This is a genomic window from Pseudomonas sp. I3-I5, assembly GCF_022699445.1.
In the GTDB taxonomy this organism is placed as follows: domain Bacteria; phylum Pseudomonadota; class Gammaproteobacteria; order Pseudomonadales; family Pseudomonadaceae; genus Aquipseudomonas; species Aquipseudomonas fulva.
This window is the reverse complement of sequence record NZ_CP093940.1, coordinates 4081656-4098443: the sequence shown is the minus strand read 5'-3', so window position 1 is coordinate 4098443 and position 16788 is coordinate 4081656. Positions and strand designations below refer to the sequence as shown.

The 16788-nt window shown below is 63.1% G+C and carries 15 protein-coding genes and 1 riboswitch; of the genes, 1 reads left to right on the top strand and 14 read right to left on the bottom strand.

The features are described 5' to 3' along the window. Positions 1 to 115: 115 nt before the first annotated feature. The 6 genes from ispA to MOP87_RS18255 all read right to left on the bottom strand — a co-directional run bounded on the left by ispA (position 116) and on the right by MOP87_RS18255 (position 5339). A complete protein-coding gene (gene ispA / locus MOP87_RS18280; protein WP_181073884.1) occupies positions 116 to 1003 on the bottom strand; it encodes a (2E,6E)-farnesyl diphosphate synthase in 888 nt (295 codons plus the stop codon). Further along, positions 1000 to 1242 (bottom strand): exodeoxyribonuclease VII small subunit, encoded by a 243-nt coding sequence (locus tag MOP87_RS18275; protein WP_023534977.1) that lies wholly within the window; start codon positions 1240 to 1242, stop codon positions 1000 to 1002. Before MOP87_RS18275 ends, ispA begins: the two co-directional genes overlap by 4 nt. A 126-nt stretch (positions 1243 to 1368) precedes the next feature. Beyond that, on the bottom strand, positions 1369 to 2019 hold the full coding sequence (gene ribB, locus MOP87_RS18270; RefSeq protein ID WP_023534985.1) for a 3,4-dihydroxy-2-butanone-4-phosphate synthase: 651 nt from the start codon (positions 2017 to 2019) through the stop codon (positions 1369 to 1371). 80 nt (positions 2020 to 2099) lie between these two features. Next, positions 2100 to 2241: riboswitch (FMN riboswitch) on the bottom strand. 58 nt (positions 2242 to 2299) lie between these two features. Next, the gene (locus MOP87_RS18265; RefSeq protein WP_242809882.1) at positions 2300 to 3220 is read right to left on the bottom strand and encodes an alpha/beta hydrolase; all 921 of its coding nucleotides are present in this window, start codon (positions 3218 to 3220) and stop codon (positions 2300 to 2302) included. A gap of 80 nt (positions 3221 to 3300) precedes the next feature. Further along, on the bottom strand, positions 3301 to 4647 hold the full coding sequence (locus tag MOP87_RS18260) for a sensor histidine kinase (protein WP_028687659.1): 1347 nt from the start codon (positions 4645 to 4647) through the stop codon (positions 3301 to 3303). Continuing rightward, positions 4647 to 5339: a response regulator transcription factor gene (locus tag MOP87_RS18255; RefSeq protein ID WP_278187372.1), complete on the bottom strand. Its 693-nt coding sequence runs from the start codon at positions 5337 to 5339 to the stop codon at positions 4647 to 4649. Before MOP87_RS18255 ends, MOP87_RS18260 begins: the two co-directional genes overlap by 1 nt. A gap of 183 nt (positions 5340 to 5522) precedes the next feature. Here MOP87_RS18255 and MOP87_RS18250 point away from each other — a divergent pair, with 183 nt between their 5' ends. Next, positions 5523 to 7697, top strand: a complete 2175-nt coding sequence (locus MOP87_RS18250; protein WP_242809881.1) for a TonB-dependent siderophore receptor — start codon at positions 5523 to 5525, stop codon at positions 7695 to 7697. A gap of 298 nt (positions 7698 to 7995) precedes the next feature. Here MOP87_RS18250 and MOP87_RS18245 read toward each other — a convergent pair whose 3' ends face one another. The 8 genes from MOP87_RS18245 to MOP87_RS18210 form a co-directional block, all read right to left on the bottom strand. After that, entirely contained in the window at positions 7996 to 8697 is a 702-nt protein-coding gene (locus MOP87_RS18245) for a helix-turn-helix transcriptional regulator (protein ID WP_027915144.1), read from the bottom strand. A gap of 182 nt (positions 8698 to 8879) precedes the next feature. Next, on the bottom strand, positions 8880 to 9407 hold the full coding sequence (ppa, locus tag MOP87_RS18240; RefSeq protein WP_023534987.1) for an inorganic diphosphatase: 528 nt from the start codon (positions 9405 to 9407) through the stop codon (positions 8880 to 8882). A 92-nt stretch (positions 9408 to 9499) separates the two neighbouring features. Further along, complete coding sequence (locus MOP87_RS18235) at positions 9500 to 10315, bottom strand: zinc-dependent peptidase (protein ID WP_110607339.1); 816 nt, start codon at positions 10313 to 10315, stop codon at positions 9500 to 9502. A gap of 15 nt (positions 10316 to 10330) precedes the next feature. After that, positions 10331 to 10978 carry a DedA family protein gene (locus MOP87_RS18230; RefSeq protein WP_023535016.1) on the bottom strand — a complete coding sequence of 216 codons (648 nt, stop codon included), beginning with the start codon at positions 10976 to 10978 and terminating at the stop codon, positions 10331 to 10333. Positions 10979 to 11273: 295 nt separating this feature from the next. Beyond that, the gene (eutC, locus tag MOP87_RS18225; RefSeq protein WP_242809880.1) at positions 11274 to 12092 is read right to left on the bottom strand and encodes an ethanolamine ammonia-lyase subunit EutC; all 819 of its coding nucleotides are present in this window, start codon (positions 12090 to 12092) and stop codon (positions 11274 to 11276) included. A 12-nt stretch (positions 12093 to 12104) separates the two neighbouring features. Then, positions 12105 to 13499: an ethanolamine ammonia-lyase subunit EutB gene (locus MOP87_RS18220; RefSeq protein WP_242809879.1), complete on the bottom strand. Its 1395-nt coding sequence runs from the start codon at positions 13497 to 13499 to the stop codon at positions 12105 to 12107. Between the two features lie 46 nt (positions 13500 to 13545). Next, on the bottom strand, positions 13546 to 14994 hold the full coding sequence (gene eat, locus MOP87_RS18215) for an ethanolamine permease (RefSeq protein WP_027915148.1): 1449 nt from the start codon (positions 14992 to 14994) through the stop codon (positions 13546 to 13548). A 165-nt stretch (positions 14995 to 15159) separates the two neighbouring features. Beyond that, positions 15160 to 16680 (bottom strand): aldehyde dehydrogenase family protein, encoded by a 1521-nt coding sequence (locus tag MOP87_RS18210; RefSeq protein ID WP_023534991.1) that lies wholly within the window; start codon positions 16678 to 16680, stop codon positions 15160 to 15162. Positions 16681 to 16788: the final 108 nt, after the last annotated feature.

Below are 16788 nucleotides of genomic sequence, written 5' to 3'. Positions count from 1 at the left end.
GCGAGTCGTTATAGGTGTATTAAGACGCGGCAGTTTACCCCATTGTAGGAAAAGCTGCCCATTCAGACGGGTGACGCGCTGGCGGCTTAACAGCCATCACGCGGTACTCGCCAGGTCAGTTGCGGCGTTCGACGATGTAGCACGCCAGGGCTCGCAGTGGCTCGGCCTTTTCGTCGAACCTTTCCAATGCGACCAATGCCTGGTCGCGCAGTTCGATCGCGTAGGCCTTGGCCGCCTCCATGCCCAGCAGGGCGGGGTAGGTCGGCTTGTCGCGGGCGATGTCGGCGCCCTGGCGTTTACCCAGTGTAGCCGTATCGCTTTCCACATCGAGGATGTCGTCCTGAACCTGGAAGGCCAGGCCGATGGCCTGCGCATACACCTGCAAGGCATCGAGCTGCGCCTGGTCGGCGCGGGCACTGGCCAGCCCGCCCAGGCGGACGCTGGCCTCGATCAGTGCACCGGTCTTGTGCCGGTGCATGAACGCCAAGGCTTGCTGGTCCAGCTTCATGCCCACCGAGCCCAGGTCGATGGCTTGCCCGCCCACCATGCCAGCGGGGCCGGCGGCCGAGGCCAAGGCCTGCACCATGGCCAGGCGAAGTGCGTCGGTCTGGGGGCTCAGGCGGGGGTCGAGCAATGCGCTGAAGGCCAGGCTTTGCAGGCCGTCACCGGCAAGAATGGCACAGGCCTCGTCGAACGCCTTGTGCGTGGTCGGCTGGCCGCGGCGCAGGTCGTCGTCATCCATGGCCGGCAAGTCGTCGTGGACCAGCGAGTAAGCGTGGATGAGCTCGACGGCGCAAGCGGCGCCGTTGGCGTGCTCCGCCGGAGCGCCCAAGGCCTCGCAGGCCGCGTAGACGAGCAGCGGGCGTACGCGTTTGCCGCCGTTCATCACGCTGTAGCGCATTGCGGCGTACAGGCGTTCAAGCTCGGCCGTGGGGGCGATGAACAGCGGCTCGAGTGCGCCATCGACGCGTGCCTGGCAGGCGGACTGATAGGCACCGATCATGCCTCGGGCTCCACGTCGAAGGGCTGGGCAGTCAGCTCGCCATCGCGCTCCAGCAGAACCTGCACCTTCTGTTCGGCCTGAGCCAGTGCGCCTTGGCAATCACGCGTCAGGGCAATGCCTTGTTCGAAAGCGGCAAGCGAGTCCTCCAGGGACAACTCGCCGTTCTCCAGGCGCTCGACCAGTGCCTGCAACTCGGCAAGGGATTGCTCGAAATCAAGGGAAGCTTTTTTGCGGGCCATGGCGGCAGTCTCGGCGGTAGTCTGAACGCCGCGACACTAGCAGAGCGGGGCGGGGTGAGCAAACCGCCATTGGCACGGCAGCGCCGGGTTGGCGCTACCGTTCAGGCCCTGGCGTGGCCAGGTCGATCAGATCGCCGCAGCCGTTTGCGCCTGCAGCGCCAGTCGATACTGCGCCAACTCGTCGATGGTCAGCATGGGAAGGTTGTACTGGCGTGCGTAGACGGCCACTTCCTCACCGCGAGCCATCGTGCCGTCAGGGTTCATCAATTCGCACAAGACGGCTGCCGGCCGCAGTCCGGCCAGGCGGGCCAGGTCAACCGACCCTTCGGTGTGACCGCGACGCGTGAGCACACCGCCATTGCGCGCGCGCAGCGGAAACACATGCCCAGGGCTGACGATATGCCGTTGCTCGGCCGAAGAGCGCAGTGCAGCGGCAATCGTGGTGACCCGGTCCTGGGCGCTTACGCCAGTGCTGATGCCCTCGGCAGCTTCGATGGTGACCGTGAACCCGGTGCCGTGGCGGGCCTGGTTGTTCTGGACCATGGGTGCCAGTTGCAGCTCATCGACCGTTGCCTCGTCCAGGCACAGGCAGACGATACCGCTGCAATCGCGGATCATCATGGCCATGGTCTGCAACGAAATGTTCTCGGCAGCGGCAATGATGTCCGCTTCATCTTCACGGTCGTCATCGTCAAGCAGCAGCACGGGGCGACCGGCCTTGAACGCGGCGATGGCGGCGGTGACATTGGGAAAGTGCACAGGGTGCAAGGTAGACATGAAACGCTCCTCGTAAGTGATCGATGAACGTCTCGGGGCGAGCAAAATGCGTGCGCAAGGGTGCCCGTGGGGCCCCTGCCTGACGCCTTCTTTCATCCGGACTATGACCGTCGGCCCTGGAATCTCACCAGGTCTGCTGACCTCCGGCATGACCGGAGCGCTCGCGGGCTCATCTTTCGATTTACCGCCGGTGGGGACTTTCACCCCGCCCTGAAGACCGGGCAAGCATACCGCACCCTGTGCCTGGGTTGGCAACCCGCCGTTATGATCTAGACCGCTGTCAGCGGCTGGGCGAGGTGCCCTGCGGTGCTGCTTTGCTCAAGGTGTCGATCACCCAGTGCAGCGACGCCGAAAGCATCGGCCCATGCCCAAGGCCGTCGAACTGCTTGAAAGACACCTGCACGCCCTTGAGCTGGGTCAGGCTGGCGGCGAGGCTCCGTGCCGTCTGATCGGCGTGGGGCTGGGCCGGTTCGCGGGGGCTGGCCGGCTCCAGTGAGCCGCGCATCAACAGCACCTGCGGTTGGGCATCCCCCAACCGCGCCGGCAGGCTTGCCGCTTCGCGCAGGATCGCGCCGTCATGCCACCACAGCGATGGGCTGGCCGCCGCATAGACGGCGAATGACTTGGGCCGGGTGAAGAGGGCATGGAGCACGGCCAGGCCGCCATACGAGTGCCCCCACAGCGTCTGCTGCTGGGGGTCGATGCTCACCAGTGCTGCCAGCCCCGAGCGCATGCGGGTCTCCAGCAGGTCAAGAAAGGCATCCACCCCGCCGCTGGGTAACCCGGTGAGTGGGTCGCGTTGCTCTGTCTGCCCGGCCAGCGCCGGCGTGTAGTCGTAGGTTCGGCTGGTTCTGTCGATGCGCTGGCGGGTCTGGTAACCCACGGCGACCAGTACGGGGGCCTGGCCGGCGGCCAAGGCATCGAGTCGTTGTGGGTCCAGTGCGCTCAGGGCTGCATTGCCGTCGAGCATCCACAACACAGGGTAGCCGGTTGCGGGGGCGGCGCGCTTGGGCAGTCCTATCCACAGCCGGTAGTGACGCGCGCCGTCTGCCGAGTCGAGGTCCAGGTGGGTGAATCGATAGGCCAGGTCCTGGCGTGCCAGCAGCGTCGTATCCATCGGCTGGTCATGCTCGGGCTGGGCCGTGGCGGCACCGGTCACAAAGGCCAGCACAAGCGCCAGGCCCCGGATCATTCTGTTCATCAGGCATCTCTTCACGGCATTGCAGGCGCTGCAACTCAAGCAGCCAGATGATAATCAGCCTTTGACATGCGTAAAGCGCCTTAACTTTCTAAACCGTTGACGCTGGCCGGCAGGGTAAGGTGCAGGCGCAAGCCTGGGTGAGCATTGCAGGCCCAGAGTCTGCCACCCTGCAATTGAACGGCGCGGCGGGCAATGGCCAGGCCCAGTCCGAAGCCTGCGCCGCTGGCGGTCAGCCGCTGGTACGGTTGGAAAATGCGCTCAAGCGCGGCCTCAGGCACGCCGGGGCCTTGATCGCGCACGCACAGGTGCCAATGCGTACCCTCGCGCCAGCCCTCCAGGCAGACGGTTCCCTCGGGCGGAGAGTGCCGGATGGCGTTTCGCAGCAGGTTCTCCAGCGCCTGGGCCACGCTGTCCAGGTGCACCTGGACCACGCAGTCCTGCCCGAGTGTGCACGGCAGGCGTGCGGGGCTCCAGCCGCTTTCGAAGCAGATGTCCTGGCACAGCGCCTCCCACAGTGATGCCATCAGTACCGGTTCGGTGGCCAGGACGGGCTGCTCGGTATCCATCCAGGCCAGGTCGAGGGTGTCTTCCAGCAGTTTCTGCATATGGCTCGTTTCATAATCCATGCGCGCGCGTAACTGGGCGGCGGGCAAGTTGCTGTCATGGGCAATACGCAGGCGTGCCAGCGGCGTGCGCAGTTCGTGGGACAGTGTGCGCAGCAGCAGCCGCTGCTGTTCCAGGCTCTGGCGCAAGCGATTGGCCATGTGATCGAAGGCCTGCGCCAGTTCGCCCAGCTCATCGCGCCGGTCTTGCAGGGGCAGGCCTGGGCTGTCCAGGTCGTTGGCCCGCAGCGCATCGGCGCGGTCACGCAGGCGGTTCAACGGGGCGACAAGGTGACGGTACAGTGCCAGCCCCATCAGCAGGGCCAGCAAGGCCGGCGCCACACCGTGGGTAACCAGGTGAGTCCAAGGCGTCAGCCCGGTGGGCAGCAGCCGCTCGGGCAGTTGCATCACCAGGCGACCGTGCTCGGGATGGCGCGGGAAGGTAATGCTGACGTAAGGCAGTTCGCCTTGCAGGCGGCGGCTCATGGGCCAGTTCAGCTTGCGCATGAAGGTCAGGTGACCCGCTTCCTCGGCTGTGAGCTGTGTGGTCCCCAGGCTTTGCAGGTAAGGGCCGACGACGGCTGCCCAGGTGTCCTCGGCCCTTTGCACCTGCTTACGCCAGGTCTCGACCCCCACGGCGCCTCCTTGCTCCCAGGCGAGCTCGGCCTGCCGGGCATAGCGGGCCAGGTAGTCCTGGTCGGCCTGAGCCAGGAAATAGGTGCTGCGTTCCACCGTCAGGCCCCAGGTCCAGATCAACCAGGTGAGCAGCAGGCAGAAGCTGACCTGCAGCAGGGCCAGCTTCCACAGCAGCGGATGACGCCGCATCAGGCCGGGCTCTGCACGACCAGGACATAGCCCTGACCACGCACAGCCTGGATGAGCAGATGCTGTATGCCAATGTCCGCCAGCTTGCGGCGCACGTTGCACACATGCACATCCAGGCCCCGATCCAGGCGCGTGTAGCCACGGTGCAGGACGGTCTGGTACAGGAAAGGCTTGCTCAGCGGCTCCCCGGCATGGGCGTGCAGCGTGATCAACAGGCGGAACTCCGAGCCAGTCAACCCCGCCGGCATGCCGTTGTGCATGACGTCCTGGGCCGCGTGGTCGAATACGGGCTCATCAGCGCGCGTTGCCAGGGGCGGCGTGCTGTGGAAGGCGACCCGGCGCAACAGTGCGTCTACCCGCGCATCCAGTTCCGCCAGGCTGAAGGGCTTGGGCAGGTAATCGTCGGCGCCGCGGGTGAATCCGGTGATGCGGTCCTGCTCGGCACCCAATGCCGACATGAGGATCACCGGTACGGCCTGCTTGCGCCGCAGTGCATCGAGCAGGCTCAGGCCATCGAGACCTGGCAGCATGATGTCCAGCAGCGCTAGGTCGAATGCGCATCGCCGGGCATTGGCCAGCGCCGCTTCTCCCGTCGCGCATGCATGTACCTCGAAGCCACGGTCGATGAAATGGCGGTAAAGGTCGTGGCATAAGCGTGGGTCGTCTTCGACCAGCAGCAAGGAGGTGGGCACGGCGAGCCTTGAATGAGAATTTATATCAGTTGCAAATCATCCCACCGGACTCGGCCCTAGGCAATGGCCCCAATGTGTTAAGAAGGTTAATGCTGCTGCATGCCCTGTACCTGCTCCGGTATCGTTCGCAAAAAGCAATATGTTTCGTTTGCGAATTACTATCATATGGGCGAAGGGTGCGGCATGAATGTTCTCAGTGGGGCAGGGCGCGCGCGGCGCGTGCGGGGATGGCTGGTGGCAGGGCTGGTGGCGCCGTTTTCACTTTCGGCATTGGCGCAAGACGTAGCCGTGGTGGTCAATGCCGATGACCCCCTTGACCTGCCTGCATTGACCATCGAAGGCAATCGGCTATACGACATGCTGCCCTCCGAAGCCACTGGCGGGTACAGCGTGGACGCCGCCACCGTGGGCACCAAGACGCCAGCCGCCTTGAAGGACATCCCGCAGTCGATCACCGTCTATACCCAGGATTACGTCAAGGATCGGCAGTTTGTCCACCTCGATGACCTGGCCAAGTACACGGCCGGCTTGCGTACCCTGACCAACGACAGTGGTCGGTCGTCGATCTACGCCCGTGGCTATGAGTACAGCGAATTCAACATCGACGGCCTGCCAGCACCGATGGCGAGCATCTTCGGAACCGTGCCATCGCTTGTGGCCTTCGACCGTGTCGAGATCATGCGTGGCCCGGCCGGACTATTCAGCAGCACCAGCGAACTGGGCGGTATCGTCAATATGGTGCGCAAGCGGCCGACGGCGGACTTTCAGGGGCATGTCGAGGGTTACTACGGCACCTGGGATACCAATCACCAGGAACTGGACCTGAGCGGGCCGCTGGACGAAAACGGACGGGTGCGCGGTCGCTTCATCGCCTCGCGCGACGACACCAATGGCGAAGTCGACTACAACGCCAACACCAGCAACAGCTACTACGGCGCGCTCGATGTCGACCTGGACGAGGCCACCACCTTGTCGTTCGGCCTGATCCACGAGGTCAAGAACATCACGCCGCACAACGGCTACCCGGCAACGTTGGACGGCAAGGTCCCTGACTTCAGCCATTCCCGCTTTCTGGGCGCAGACTGGAACGCGTTCGACGGCAAGACCACCGATCTGGTCGCTGAGCTGACCCATCGATTCGACAACGGTGGTTATGGCCGCATCGCTGCCCGCGGGTCGCACCGCGATACCAACTATCTCTACGCCTTCACGGCCACGAACCCTACCACGGGCAAAAACTCCGAACGCGCCAGTGCACGTGATTTCACCCAGGACACCTACGCGGTCGATGCCAGCTACAGCCAGCCCTTCGAAACCTTTGGCCAGGTCAGCGAGTTCGTCGTCGGCAGCGATTACAAGAACTACGATACCGAGTACCTGAACGGGGCCACGACGCTGGGCAACATCAACGTCAACACCTACTCGCCCAAGCAGTTCGCTAAACCAGCTGCGAACTACACGACCGAGACGGGCATGCAGGAAGAGGAGTACGGCTTGTATTCCAAGGTGACCTTCCGCCCGGTCGAGCGCCTGGCGTTGATTGCCGGTGGGCGGTTCAGTTGGTACCGCGGCGATTTCTACACCACGACCCTCAAGACGGGTGTCACTGCGGACGACAGCAAGCAGGTCGATGGTCATTTCACACCCTATGCGGGGGCAGTCTATGACCTTTCCGAAAACCATGCGCTGTATGCCAGCTATTCCCAGGTGTTCAAGCCGCAATCGGCAACCGATGGCGACGGCCGGGTACTCAAGCCACGCGAAGGCGAGCAGTACGAAGTGGGCATCAAGAGCAGCTACTTTGGTGGCGCGCTCAACACGCGCCTGTCGGCGTTTCGCCTGACCGACGAAAACCGCGCCACCACCCGTTACGACAGCGAAGGCGTTGCGACCAATGACTCGGTAGCTGCCGGCAAGACACGGGTCAAGGGCGCGGAAGTGGAAGTCAGCGGCAAGCTGACCGATAACTGGGAGCTGCTAGGCGGCTACACCTGGATGGACACCGAAACCGTGAAGGGCGATGCCGAAACCACGTTCTTCATCATGCCGCGCCACCAGGCGTCGCTGTGGAGCAAATACACCATCAGCCGTGGCGCACTCACCGGGCTGGCCATCGGTGGCGGCGTTTCGGCAATGAGCAATTTCCACTCGGAAAACGGCGGGGTACGCATCGACGCGCCGGGTTATGCCACCGTGGACGCCATGCTTTCCTACCCGGTGACCTCCAGGCTGACTGCCACCGTCAACGTCAACAACCTGTTCGATCGCGATTACCTGTCGCGGGTGGGTTCGACTTCCACGTTCAACTTCTACGGCCCGTCGCGCAGCGTGCTGGTGGGTGCGCGTTACGATTTCTAGAGGCGTGTACCGACGGGTAATGCGGCGCCGCCTGAGCGTCTCGCCGCATTTTCCTGGCTGAAAAACAGGCATTAAAAAGCCGGCTTGTGGCCGGCTTCTCGGGGACGCTTCCGACTAATTTATGGTAAGCCGCAATCGCCTTAACGGTGTGGCCAAAAGAGGCCTGAAAGAGATGGCTGATGCCCGTATGGGGTATCGCCGAGCCCTCTGGACTGCGGCTTGGGCCGGTCGGGGCTGATGTGCGCGTAGCATACAAGGGCATGCACCTGATGCCCAGCAAAAAATGGCACAGGGTGTTTCAGCCAGGCCGCTGCCGTCGAAAATGGGACCAGTGATAGACCCATCCCAGGATCTCTAGCCCTTGCGCCTGGCGCTGGCTGGGGGTCAAGCGCTCGACGGCATAGTTGTGCCGGTCATGGCTGTGTAGGTAAAGCGTGCCGTGCTCACCCATGGTCAGGTTGTGCACGCGCAACGCACCATTGATCAGCAGGGCATAGGTTTCGCCCTCCACGATCTGGGTCATGCTCATGTCGATGGCCAGGGTCGCTTCGACGGGGATCAAGGGGGCCATGTTGCCGCCTGGCATGGCCATGCAGATGGACGTGTCGTGTTTGACACCCAGCATTCGCAGGGCGTTGGCCGGCAGGCGCAAGGCACGCCCCGACACCTTGCACAGCAGGCCATTGCGCACCTCGTGGAACGGCACGTGCACTACGCGCCCGCGATGAACCGCACGCGGAATGGGAGCATCTATCGGCACAGGGCGTGGCGGACAGGTGCGCAGGATGGCATTGGGATGCTTGGCGCCTTCACCCGTGCGCAGCCAGCGACGGTGCACGCAGAACAGGTCGGCAAGCTCGTCCAGGCGAGCCAGCGGGACCCCGCGATTGAACCAGTTGTTGACGTGCTGAGGCGTCACGCCGCGCTGTGCGGCGAAGTCGGCAGGGGTCAGTCCGCATTCCTGAAGAAGGGCTCTTAAACGTTCACCAGATGTGTTCATGGGGAAAGTTTAGCGGCACGGTGCCACCAAGGGTATGAACAAGATGTTGATGGGCAAAGGGGAAACGTAGGGCAGTCAGACGCGGGTGTAGGACGTTGTAGGACGCTTGCGCCGCGATTGGCTGTGAAGCGTATTGCGCGCCAAAAAAAACCCGCCGAAGCGGGTTTTTCGTGCAATCAGGATCAGCCTTTGTAGGCTTCAACCGATTTGGTGATCGCAGCGCGGGCGGCGTCAGCGCCGTCCCAGCCTTCGATCTTGACCCACTTGCCTTTCTCGAGATCTTTGTAGTTGGCAAAGAAATGCTCGATCTGCTGGATCAGCAGGGCAGGCAGGTCGGTGTACTCCTTCACGTCCACGTACAGCTGCGACAGCTTGTCGTGGGGGACCGCGATGACCTTGGCGTCGCCGCCGCCATCGTCGGTCATGTTCAAGACACCCACCGGGCGGGCGCGGATGACCGAACCTGGGGCCACTGGGTAAGGGGTAACCACCAGCACGTCCAGCGGATCACCGTCGTCAGCCAGGGTGTTGGGGATGAAGCCGTAGTTGGCCGGGTAGAACATAGGGGTGGCCATGAAACGGTCGACGAACAGCGTGTCGCTGTCCTTGTCGATCTCGTATTTGATCGGCGCGTGGTTGGCCGGGATCTCGATGGCGACGTAGATGTCGTTCGGCAGGTCTTTGCCCGCCGGAATCTTGCTGTAGCTCATTGGGCAGTGCCCCCGTGTTTGACCAAAAAAGTGGCGGCGATTATAGGCATATTCCGACGGGGCATGCCACGTCTGGCCCAATGAACCGGGCGCTAGACGGGGGGATGGCGATTGTCGGGATGCTCGCTTTGCAACCGGGTCAGGCGTGCAAGCGGGTTCTGCCGGTAGAACAGCGACAGTTGCTGGTAGACCTCGGGGTAGGCCTGGTGCAGCAGGTCGGGGGCGCTGAAGAAGTACTCGCTGGTTACGGCGAAGAACTCGGCGGGGTTTTCGGCGGCATAAGGGTCGATCGGCGTGTCGGCTTCCGGGTCCCGATCGAGTTGCCGGTTGAGGTCGTCGAAGGCGTGTTGCATGGCATTCGCCCAGCGTTGCACAGGCATGTCGCTGTGCAGGGGAGGCAGGCCATTGGCATCGCCATTGAGCATGTCCAGCTTGTGCGCCAGCTCATGGATGACCAGGTTGTAGGCTTCCCAGCCACCGCTGCCGAATACGCCATTGCAGGCCAGGATGATCGGGCCCTGCTGCCAGGCCTCGCCACTGTGTTCGCCGTCCCAGGCGTGCTCCACGCCGCTGGCGTCCCGGTGGCGCTGCGGGCTTTTGAAGTCGTCGGGGTAGAGGATGATTTCGTGAAAGCCCTGGTACCAGTTCAGGTCGCCCAGGTGGAGTAACGGCAGTTGAGCTTGCGCTGCCAGTACCAGGCGTTGCTCATCGTCGAGCTCGACGCCTGGCAGGCACGTCAGGTGCTTTTCGTTCAGGAACAGGATGCTGGCCTCGCGCAACCATTGGTCTTCGGCCTCGTCGATACCGTCCAGTATGGGCAAGCGCTCGCGTACGGCTTGCCACTGCTGGACGCTGATCGGGAAGCGCGCCAACGTGCGCTTGCGCCGCCAGGCGCTGAACGACCACATGCCCGCCCAAGCGCCTCAGTGCGCTTTGGCCGTGCGGCCCAGGCGGGTGCGCAGCAGGCCGAGAATCATCGGGACCAGCGACAGCAGGATGATGCCCACTACCATCAGCGACAGGTGCTGCTTGATGAACGGCACGTTGCCGAAGAAGTACCCCAGCGTGACCAGGCCACCTACCCAGAGCAACGTACCGGCAATGCTGAAACCGAGAAAGCGCGGGTAGTGCATGCGGGCAATACCGGCCACGAACGGCGCGAACGTGCGCAGGATGGGCAGAAAACGCGCCATGGTGACCGTCTTGCCGCCGTGACGCTCGTAGAAGTCGTGAGTGCGCTGCAGGTAGTCGCGGCGGAAAATCTTCGAGTTCGGGTTGCTGAACAGGCGCTCACCGGCCGTTCGCCCGATCACGTAGTTGGTGCTGTCGCCCAGGATGGCAGCGATCATGAGCAACCCGGCCAGCAGGACAGGGTCCATGCCGCCGCCGGCAGCGACTGCACCGGCGATGAACAGCAAGGAATCGCCTGGCAGGAAGGGCATCACCACCAGGCCGGTTTCGCAAAATATGACAGCAAACAAAATGGCATAGATCCAGGGCCCGTAATTGGTGACCAACAGATCAAGGTACGCATCGAGATGCAGGATGAGGTCCAGCGGGTTGAAATCCATGTACAGCACCTGTGGTCTGGGTCGAAGGCTCGGTTACCTGGAGGAGTGAAATTTCACACATGACAAGTGGGCCATTATACGGCGAAGTGAGGATCACGCCCGCACAGTTTGTAGCGAGGGATTACGGCAGTAGGAAGGCGTGAGCCGCGTTGTAGTAAGGCAGACAGACACTGAGGCCATGGGTATCGTTCATCGTCCACGTTCGACGCACGGAGGCTTCGACGAGCGTGTTCAGTCCCCCGTCTGTAGCGCGCAGCAGGGCAGCGGGGGCACCGCCATCCTCCTGCGCAGGTGCTCAGCCCTTGCCCAGCAGAAAATTACCTTTCTGGCTGGCCAGTTCGTCACTTTCCAGGCTGTGAACTTCAGCCTCATCCTTGAGGTTCACGCCTGACAGCTGGCGCCGACAGGCTTCACGCATCAGGTACAGCAGCCGATGCGCGGCCATGCCGTAGCTCAACCCCTCCAGGCGAACATTGGAAATGCAGTTGCGGTAGGCATCGGTCAGCCCGACCCTCGGGGCGTAGGTGAAGTAAAGCCCCAGGCTGTCCGGTGAACTGAGCCCTGGCCGCTCACCGATCAGCATCACGGTCATGCGAGCCCCGAGCAGCTCGCCGACCTCGTCTGCCACCGCCACGCGTCCTTGCTGAACCAAGGAGATGGGCGCGCAGGTCCAGCCTTTGGCATTGACCTGCTCCTCAAGGCGCGTCAGAAACGGGAGTGTATGACGGTGTACCGCCAAGGCAGACAGCCCGTCGGCAACCACGATTGCCAAGTCGACCCCGCCGGGGTTGGCCTGGGCATGCTGGCGCAAGGTGGCGACCGAATCCTCGTTCAGGCGCCGGCCCAGGTCGGGCCGCTGCAGGTATTGATGACGGTCGCTTGCGGCGCTGTGCAACACGAGGCTGTCGCGCCCGCGTTGATCGAGCTGTGCGGTCAGCTCAGCCACGTCGAATGGAAGGTGCACGGCGTCCCGAGCCTGGGCATGGGCGAACTGGAAGTCCAGTTGCGCACTGGTCGGAAGGCTGGTGCCCACGCGCCCCAAGGCGATACGCGCGGGGGTGAGGTTGCGCAGGGCCAGCCAAGGGTTTTCGGGGGTGGGGGTGCGGTTGTCCATGATCGGCGATTCCTATGCAAGCTGTGCCAAGGCCTGCCGGAAGGCTGGCGGCAGGTTGTCACCAAAGCGTATCCGGCCGTCGGCCTGGGTGAAGATGCCGGTCCGTGCCAGCCATGCTTCGAACTCAGGCCCAGGCTTGAGGCCCAGGGTTTGGCGGGCATACAGGGCGTCATGGAACGACGTGGTCTGGTAGTTGAGCATGATGTCGTCCGAGCCGGGAATGCCCATGATGAAGTTGATCCCGGCGACCCCCAGCAGCGTCAGCAGCGTGTCCATGTCGTCCTGATCGGCTTCGGCGTGGTTGGTGTAGCAGATGTCGCAGCCCATCGGCACGCCCAGCAACTTGCCGCAGAAGTGGTCTTCAAGGCCCGCGCGAATGATCTGCTTGCCGTTGTAGAGGTACTCCGGGCCAATGAAGCCGACCACGGTATTGACCAGAAACGGCTTGAAGTGGCGGGCGACGGCATAGGCGCGGGTTTCACACGTCTGCTGGTCGACACCATGGTGGGCATTGGCCGACAGCGCACTGCCTTGGCCGGTTTCGAAATACATCAGGTTCTGCCCCAGAGTACCGCGCTTGAGCGACAGCCCTGCTTCATACCCTTCCTGCAACACGTTCAGGTTGATGCCAAACCCTGCATTGGCCGCCTCGGTGCCGGCGATGGACTGGAAGACCAGGTCCAGTGGCACGCTCCGGTTGACCGCCTCGATCGAGGTGGTGACATGGGTGAGCACGCAGGACTGGGTCGGAATGTCGTAGCGCTGGATGATGGCATCGAGCATTTCCAGCAGCGCGCAGATGGAGGCGGTGCTGTCCGTGGCCGGGTTGATGCCGATCATGGCATCGCCATTGCCGTACAGCAGGCCGTCGAGAATGCTCGCCGCGATACCGGCCGGTTCGTCGGTAGGGTGGTTGGGCTGCAGTCGCGTCGACAAGCGCCCGCGCAGGCCCATGGTGCCGCGAAACTGGGTGACGACACGGATCTTCTGGGCCACCAGCACCAGGTCCTGGACGCGCATGATCTTCGATACGGCAGCCGCCATTTCCGGCGTCAGGCCCGGCGCCAATGCGCGCAGGCTGTTTTCGTCGGCCTGCTCGCTCAACAGCCAGTCACGCAAGCCGCCCACGGTCAGGTGGCTGACCGGTGCGAACGCCTGTGCATCGTGAGTATCGATGATCAAGCGGGTGACTTCGTCGTCTTCGTAGGGGATCAGCGCTTCGCTCAGAAAATGCGAGAGCGGAATGTTGGCCAATGCCATTTGCGCAGCCACACGCTCGCCATCGCTTGAAGCCGCGACCTCGGCGAGGTAGTCGCCGGAGCGTGCCGGGCTGGCCTTGGCCATCACTTCCCTGAGGCTGTCGAAGCGATAGACCAGGTTGCCTACGGTGTGTACGAAACTTGCCATGCAGATTCTCCAAAGCCGCGGGGCGCCCCGCGGCGAGTGTCGTCGATCAGTGCAAGGCCTCTTCGGCCTTCTGGATCGCGGCGAATTCCTCTTCTGGCGTGCCCGCTACCAAGTGGTGACGGCTGTAGAACGCAAAGTACGCAATCAGCACCGCATAGATCACGGCAGCGCCAATCACCACGCGCGGGTCGACCAGGAAGCCGGCGACCACGGCGATGCAGGCCAGCACCAGGGCCAGGCCCGAGGTGAAGATGCCGCCTGGGGTGCGGTAAGGGCGCTCCATCTTCGGGCGACGGATGCGCAAGGTGATGTGCGCCGCCATCATCAGTACATAAGACAAGGTAGCCCCGAACACGGCAACCAGGATGAGCAAGTCGCCTTGACCTGTCAGCGACAGGGCAAAACCGATGATGCCTGGGATCACCAACGCCATGACCGGTGCCTTGCTCTTGTTGGTCTCGGACAGTTTGCGCGGCAGGTAACCGGCTCGCGACAGCGCGAAGATCTGGCGCGAGTAGGCATAGATGATCGAGAAGAAGCTGGCGATCAGGCCTGCCAGGCCCACCAGGTTGACGAAGCTGCCCATCCAGGTGGAACCGCCGTAAGCCTTGGCCAGCGCCTCGACCAGCGGATTGCCGGAGGCCTTGAGTGCTTCGGAGCCTGCGCCGCCGGGGCCGACGATCAGGATCAGCAGGGCGAATGCCACCAGCACCAGCATCGCGCCAATCAGGCCGCGAGGCAGGTCGCGCTTGGGGTTCTTGGTTTCTTCGGCAGCCAGTGGCACGCCCTCGACTGCCAGGAAGAACCAGATCGCATAGGGAATGGCTGCCCACACGCCTACATAGCCAAACGGCAGGAAGCTGCTGGCCCCTGCGGCATCGGTGACGGCGATGTCGAACAGGTTGGCTGCATCAAAATGGGGCACCATGGCCACCAGGAACACGGCCAGTGCAACGGCGGCGATGGCGGTGATGATGAACATCAGCTTGAGCGCCTCGCCCACGCCAAAGATGTGGATGCCGATGAACACCACGTAGAACGCCAGGTAGATCATCCAGCCGCCGATGCCGAACAACGACTGGCAATAGGCGCCGATGAAGGTGGCAATGGCCGCCGGCGCGATGGCGTACTCGATCAGGATGGCGGTGCCGGTCAGGAACCCGCCCCAGGGCCCGAAGGCGCTGCGGGCGAACCCGTAGCCACCGCCGGCAGTAGGGATCATCGACGACAGTTCGGCTAGGGAGAAGCACATGCACAGGTACATGGTGGCCATCAGCAGGGTAGCGAGGAACATGCCGCCCCAGCCACCCTGGGCCAGGCCGAAGTTCCAGCCGGCGTAGTCGCCGGAGATGACGTAGGCAACGCCTAGGCCGACCAGAAGCACCCAGCCGGCGGCGCCTTTCTTGAGTTCACGCTGTTGGAAATAGTCGGAACCGACTTTCTCGAAATCTACGGAAGAGCCTGCCGGGCTACCGGCTGGTTGTTCGCTTGGCATGGTTTCACCTGTTCTTTTTCTTGGTGGCCGGAAGGGGTTCGGGCCGATGGTGATCTGTACTGCAGGAAGCGAGCCAGAGCGGTTGGTACATGACAACCGCCCTGAACAGAGGGCCAGTCAACGCCGGCCTTTGCACCGTAACCGGTGAAAAGACCGGCGCAGGGCTTAGAAGAAGCCCAGTGGGTTGATGTCGTAGCTCACCAGCAGGTTCTTGGTCTGCTGGTAGTGATCGAGCATCATCTTGTGGGTCTCACGGCCAACACCGGACTTCTTGTAACCCCCGAAGGCCGCATGCGCCGGATACAGGTGGTAGCAGTTGGTCCACACACGCCCGGCCTTGATGCCGCGGCCCATGCGGTAGGCACGGTTGATGTCGCGGGTCCAGACCCCGGCGCCCAGGCCGAACTCGGTATCGTTGGCAATGGCCAGGGCTTCGGCCTCGTCCTTGAAGGTGGTGACGCTCACCACCGGGCCGAAGATTTCCTCCTGGAACACGCGCATCTTGTTGTTGCCCTTGAGCAGGGTCGGCTGGATGTAGTAACCGGTGGCCAGCGCGCCTTCGAGTTTCTCGACCTTGCCCCCGGTCAGCAGCTCGGCGCCTTCCTGCTGGGCGATCTCGAGGTAAGACAAGATCTTCTCGAACTGCTGTTGCGAGGCCTGTGCACCGACCATGGTGTCGGTGTCCAGCGGGTCGCCGCGCTTGATCTGCAGCACCTTCTTCATCACCACTTCCATGAACTGCGGGTAGATCGACTCCTGGACCAGGGCTCGGGATGGGCAGGTGCACACCTCGCCCTGGTTGAAGAATGCCAGGACCATGCCTTCGGCAGCCTTGTCGATGAAGCTCGGTTCGGCCTGCATGATGTCTTCGAAGTACACGTTCGGCGATTTACCGCCCAGTTCCACCGTCGACGGGATGATGTTCTCGGCCGCGCACTTCATGATGTGCGAGCCCACGGGCGTGGAGCCTGTGAAGGCAATCTTGGCGATGCGCTTGCTGGTGGCCAGCGCCTCGCCCGCTTCACGGCCATAGCCTTGCACCACGTTCAGCACGCCCTTGGGCAGCAGGTCGCCGATCAGCTCCACCAGCACGGTAATGCCCAGTGGCGTCTGTTCGGCGGGCTTGAGCACCACGCAGTTGCCTGCTGCCAGCGCCGGCGCGAGTTTCCAGGCGGCCATCAGGATCGGGAAGTTCCACGGGATGATCTGACCGACCACCCCCAGCGGCTCATGGATATGGTAGGCCACGGTGCTTTCGTTGATTTCCGCAGCGCCGCCTTCCTGGGCGCGGATGCATCCGGCGAAGTAGCGGAAGTGGTCGACGGCCAGCGGGATGTCGGCATTGAGGGTTTCCCGCACGGGTTTGCCGTTGTCCCAGGTTTCGGTGATGGCCAGCACTTCGAGGTTCTGCTCGATACGGTCGGCGATGCGCAGCAACACGTTGGAGCGGTCCTGGACGGACGTGCGGCCCCAGGCATCGGCAGCGGCGTGGGCAGCGTCCAGGGCCTTGTCGATGTCTTCGGCGGTGGAACGGGGGAATTCGGCAATCGGCTGCCCGTCCACGGGCGATGTGTTGGTGAAGTACTCACCCTTTACCGGAGGAACGAACTCACCACCGATGTAGTTGCCGTAGCGGCTTTTGAAGGAAACCTTCGCGCCTTCGGTACCGGGATGTGCATAACGCATGGTGTGTCTCCTGGCTATTGTGTTTGTGTGGAGTGCAAAGCGTAGAGCAAAGGTTGGGCCATCGTTTTGCGCTTCAATGAAATCAAGCAGTTGGCGCCGCACAGCGCC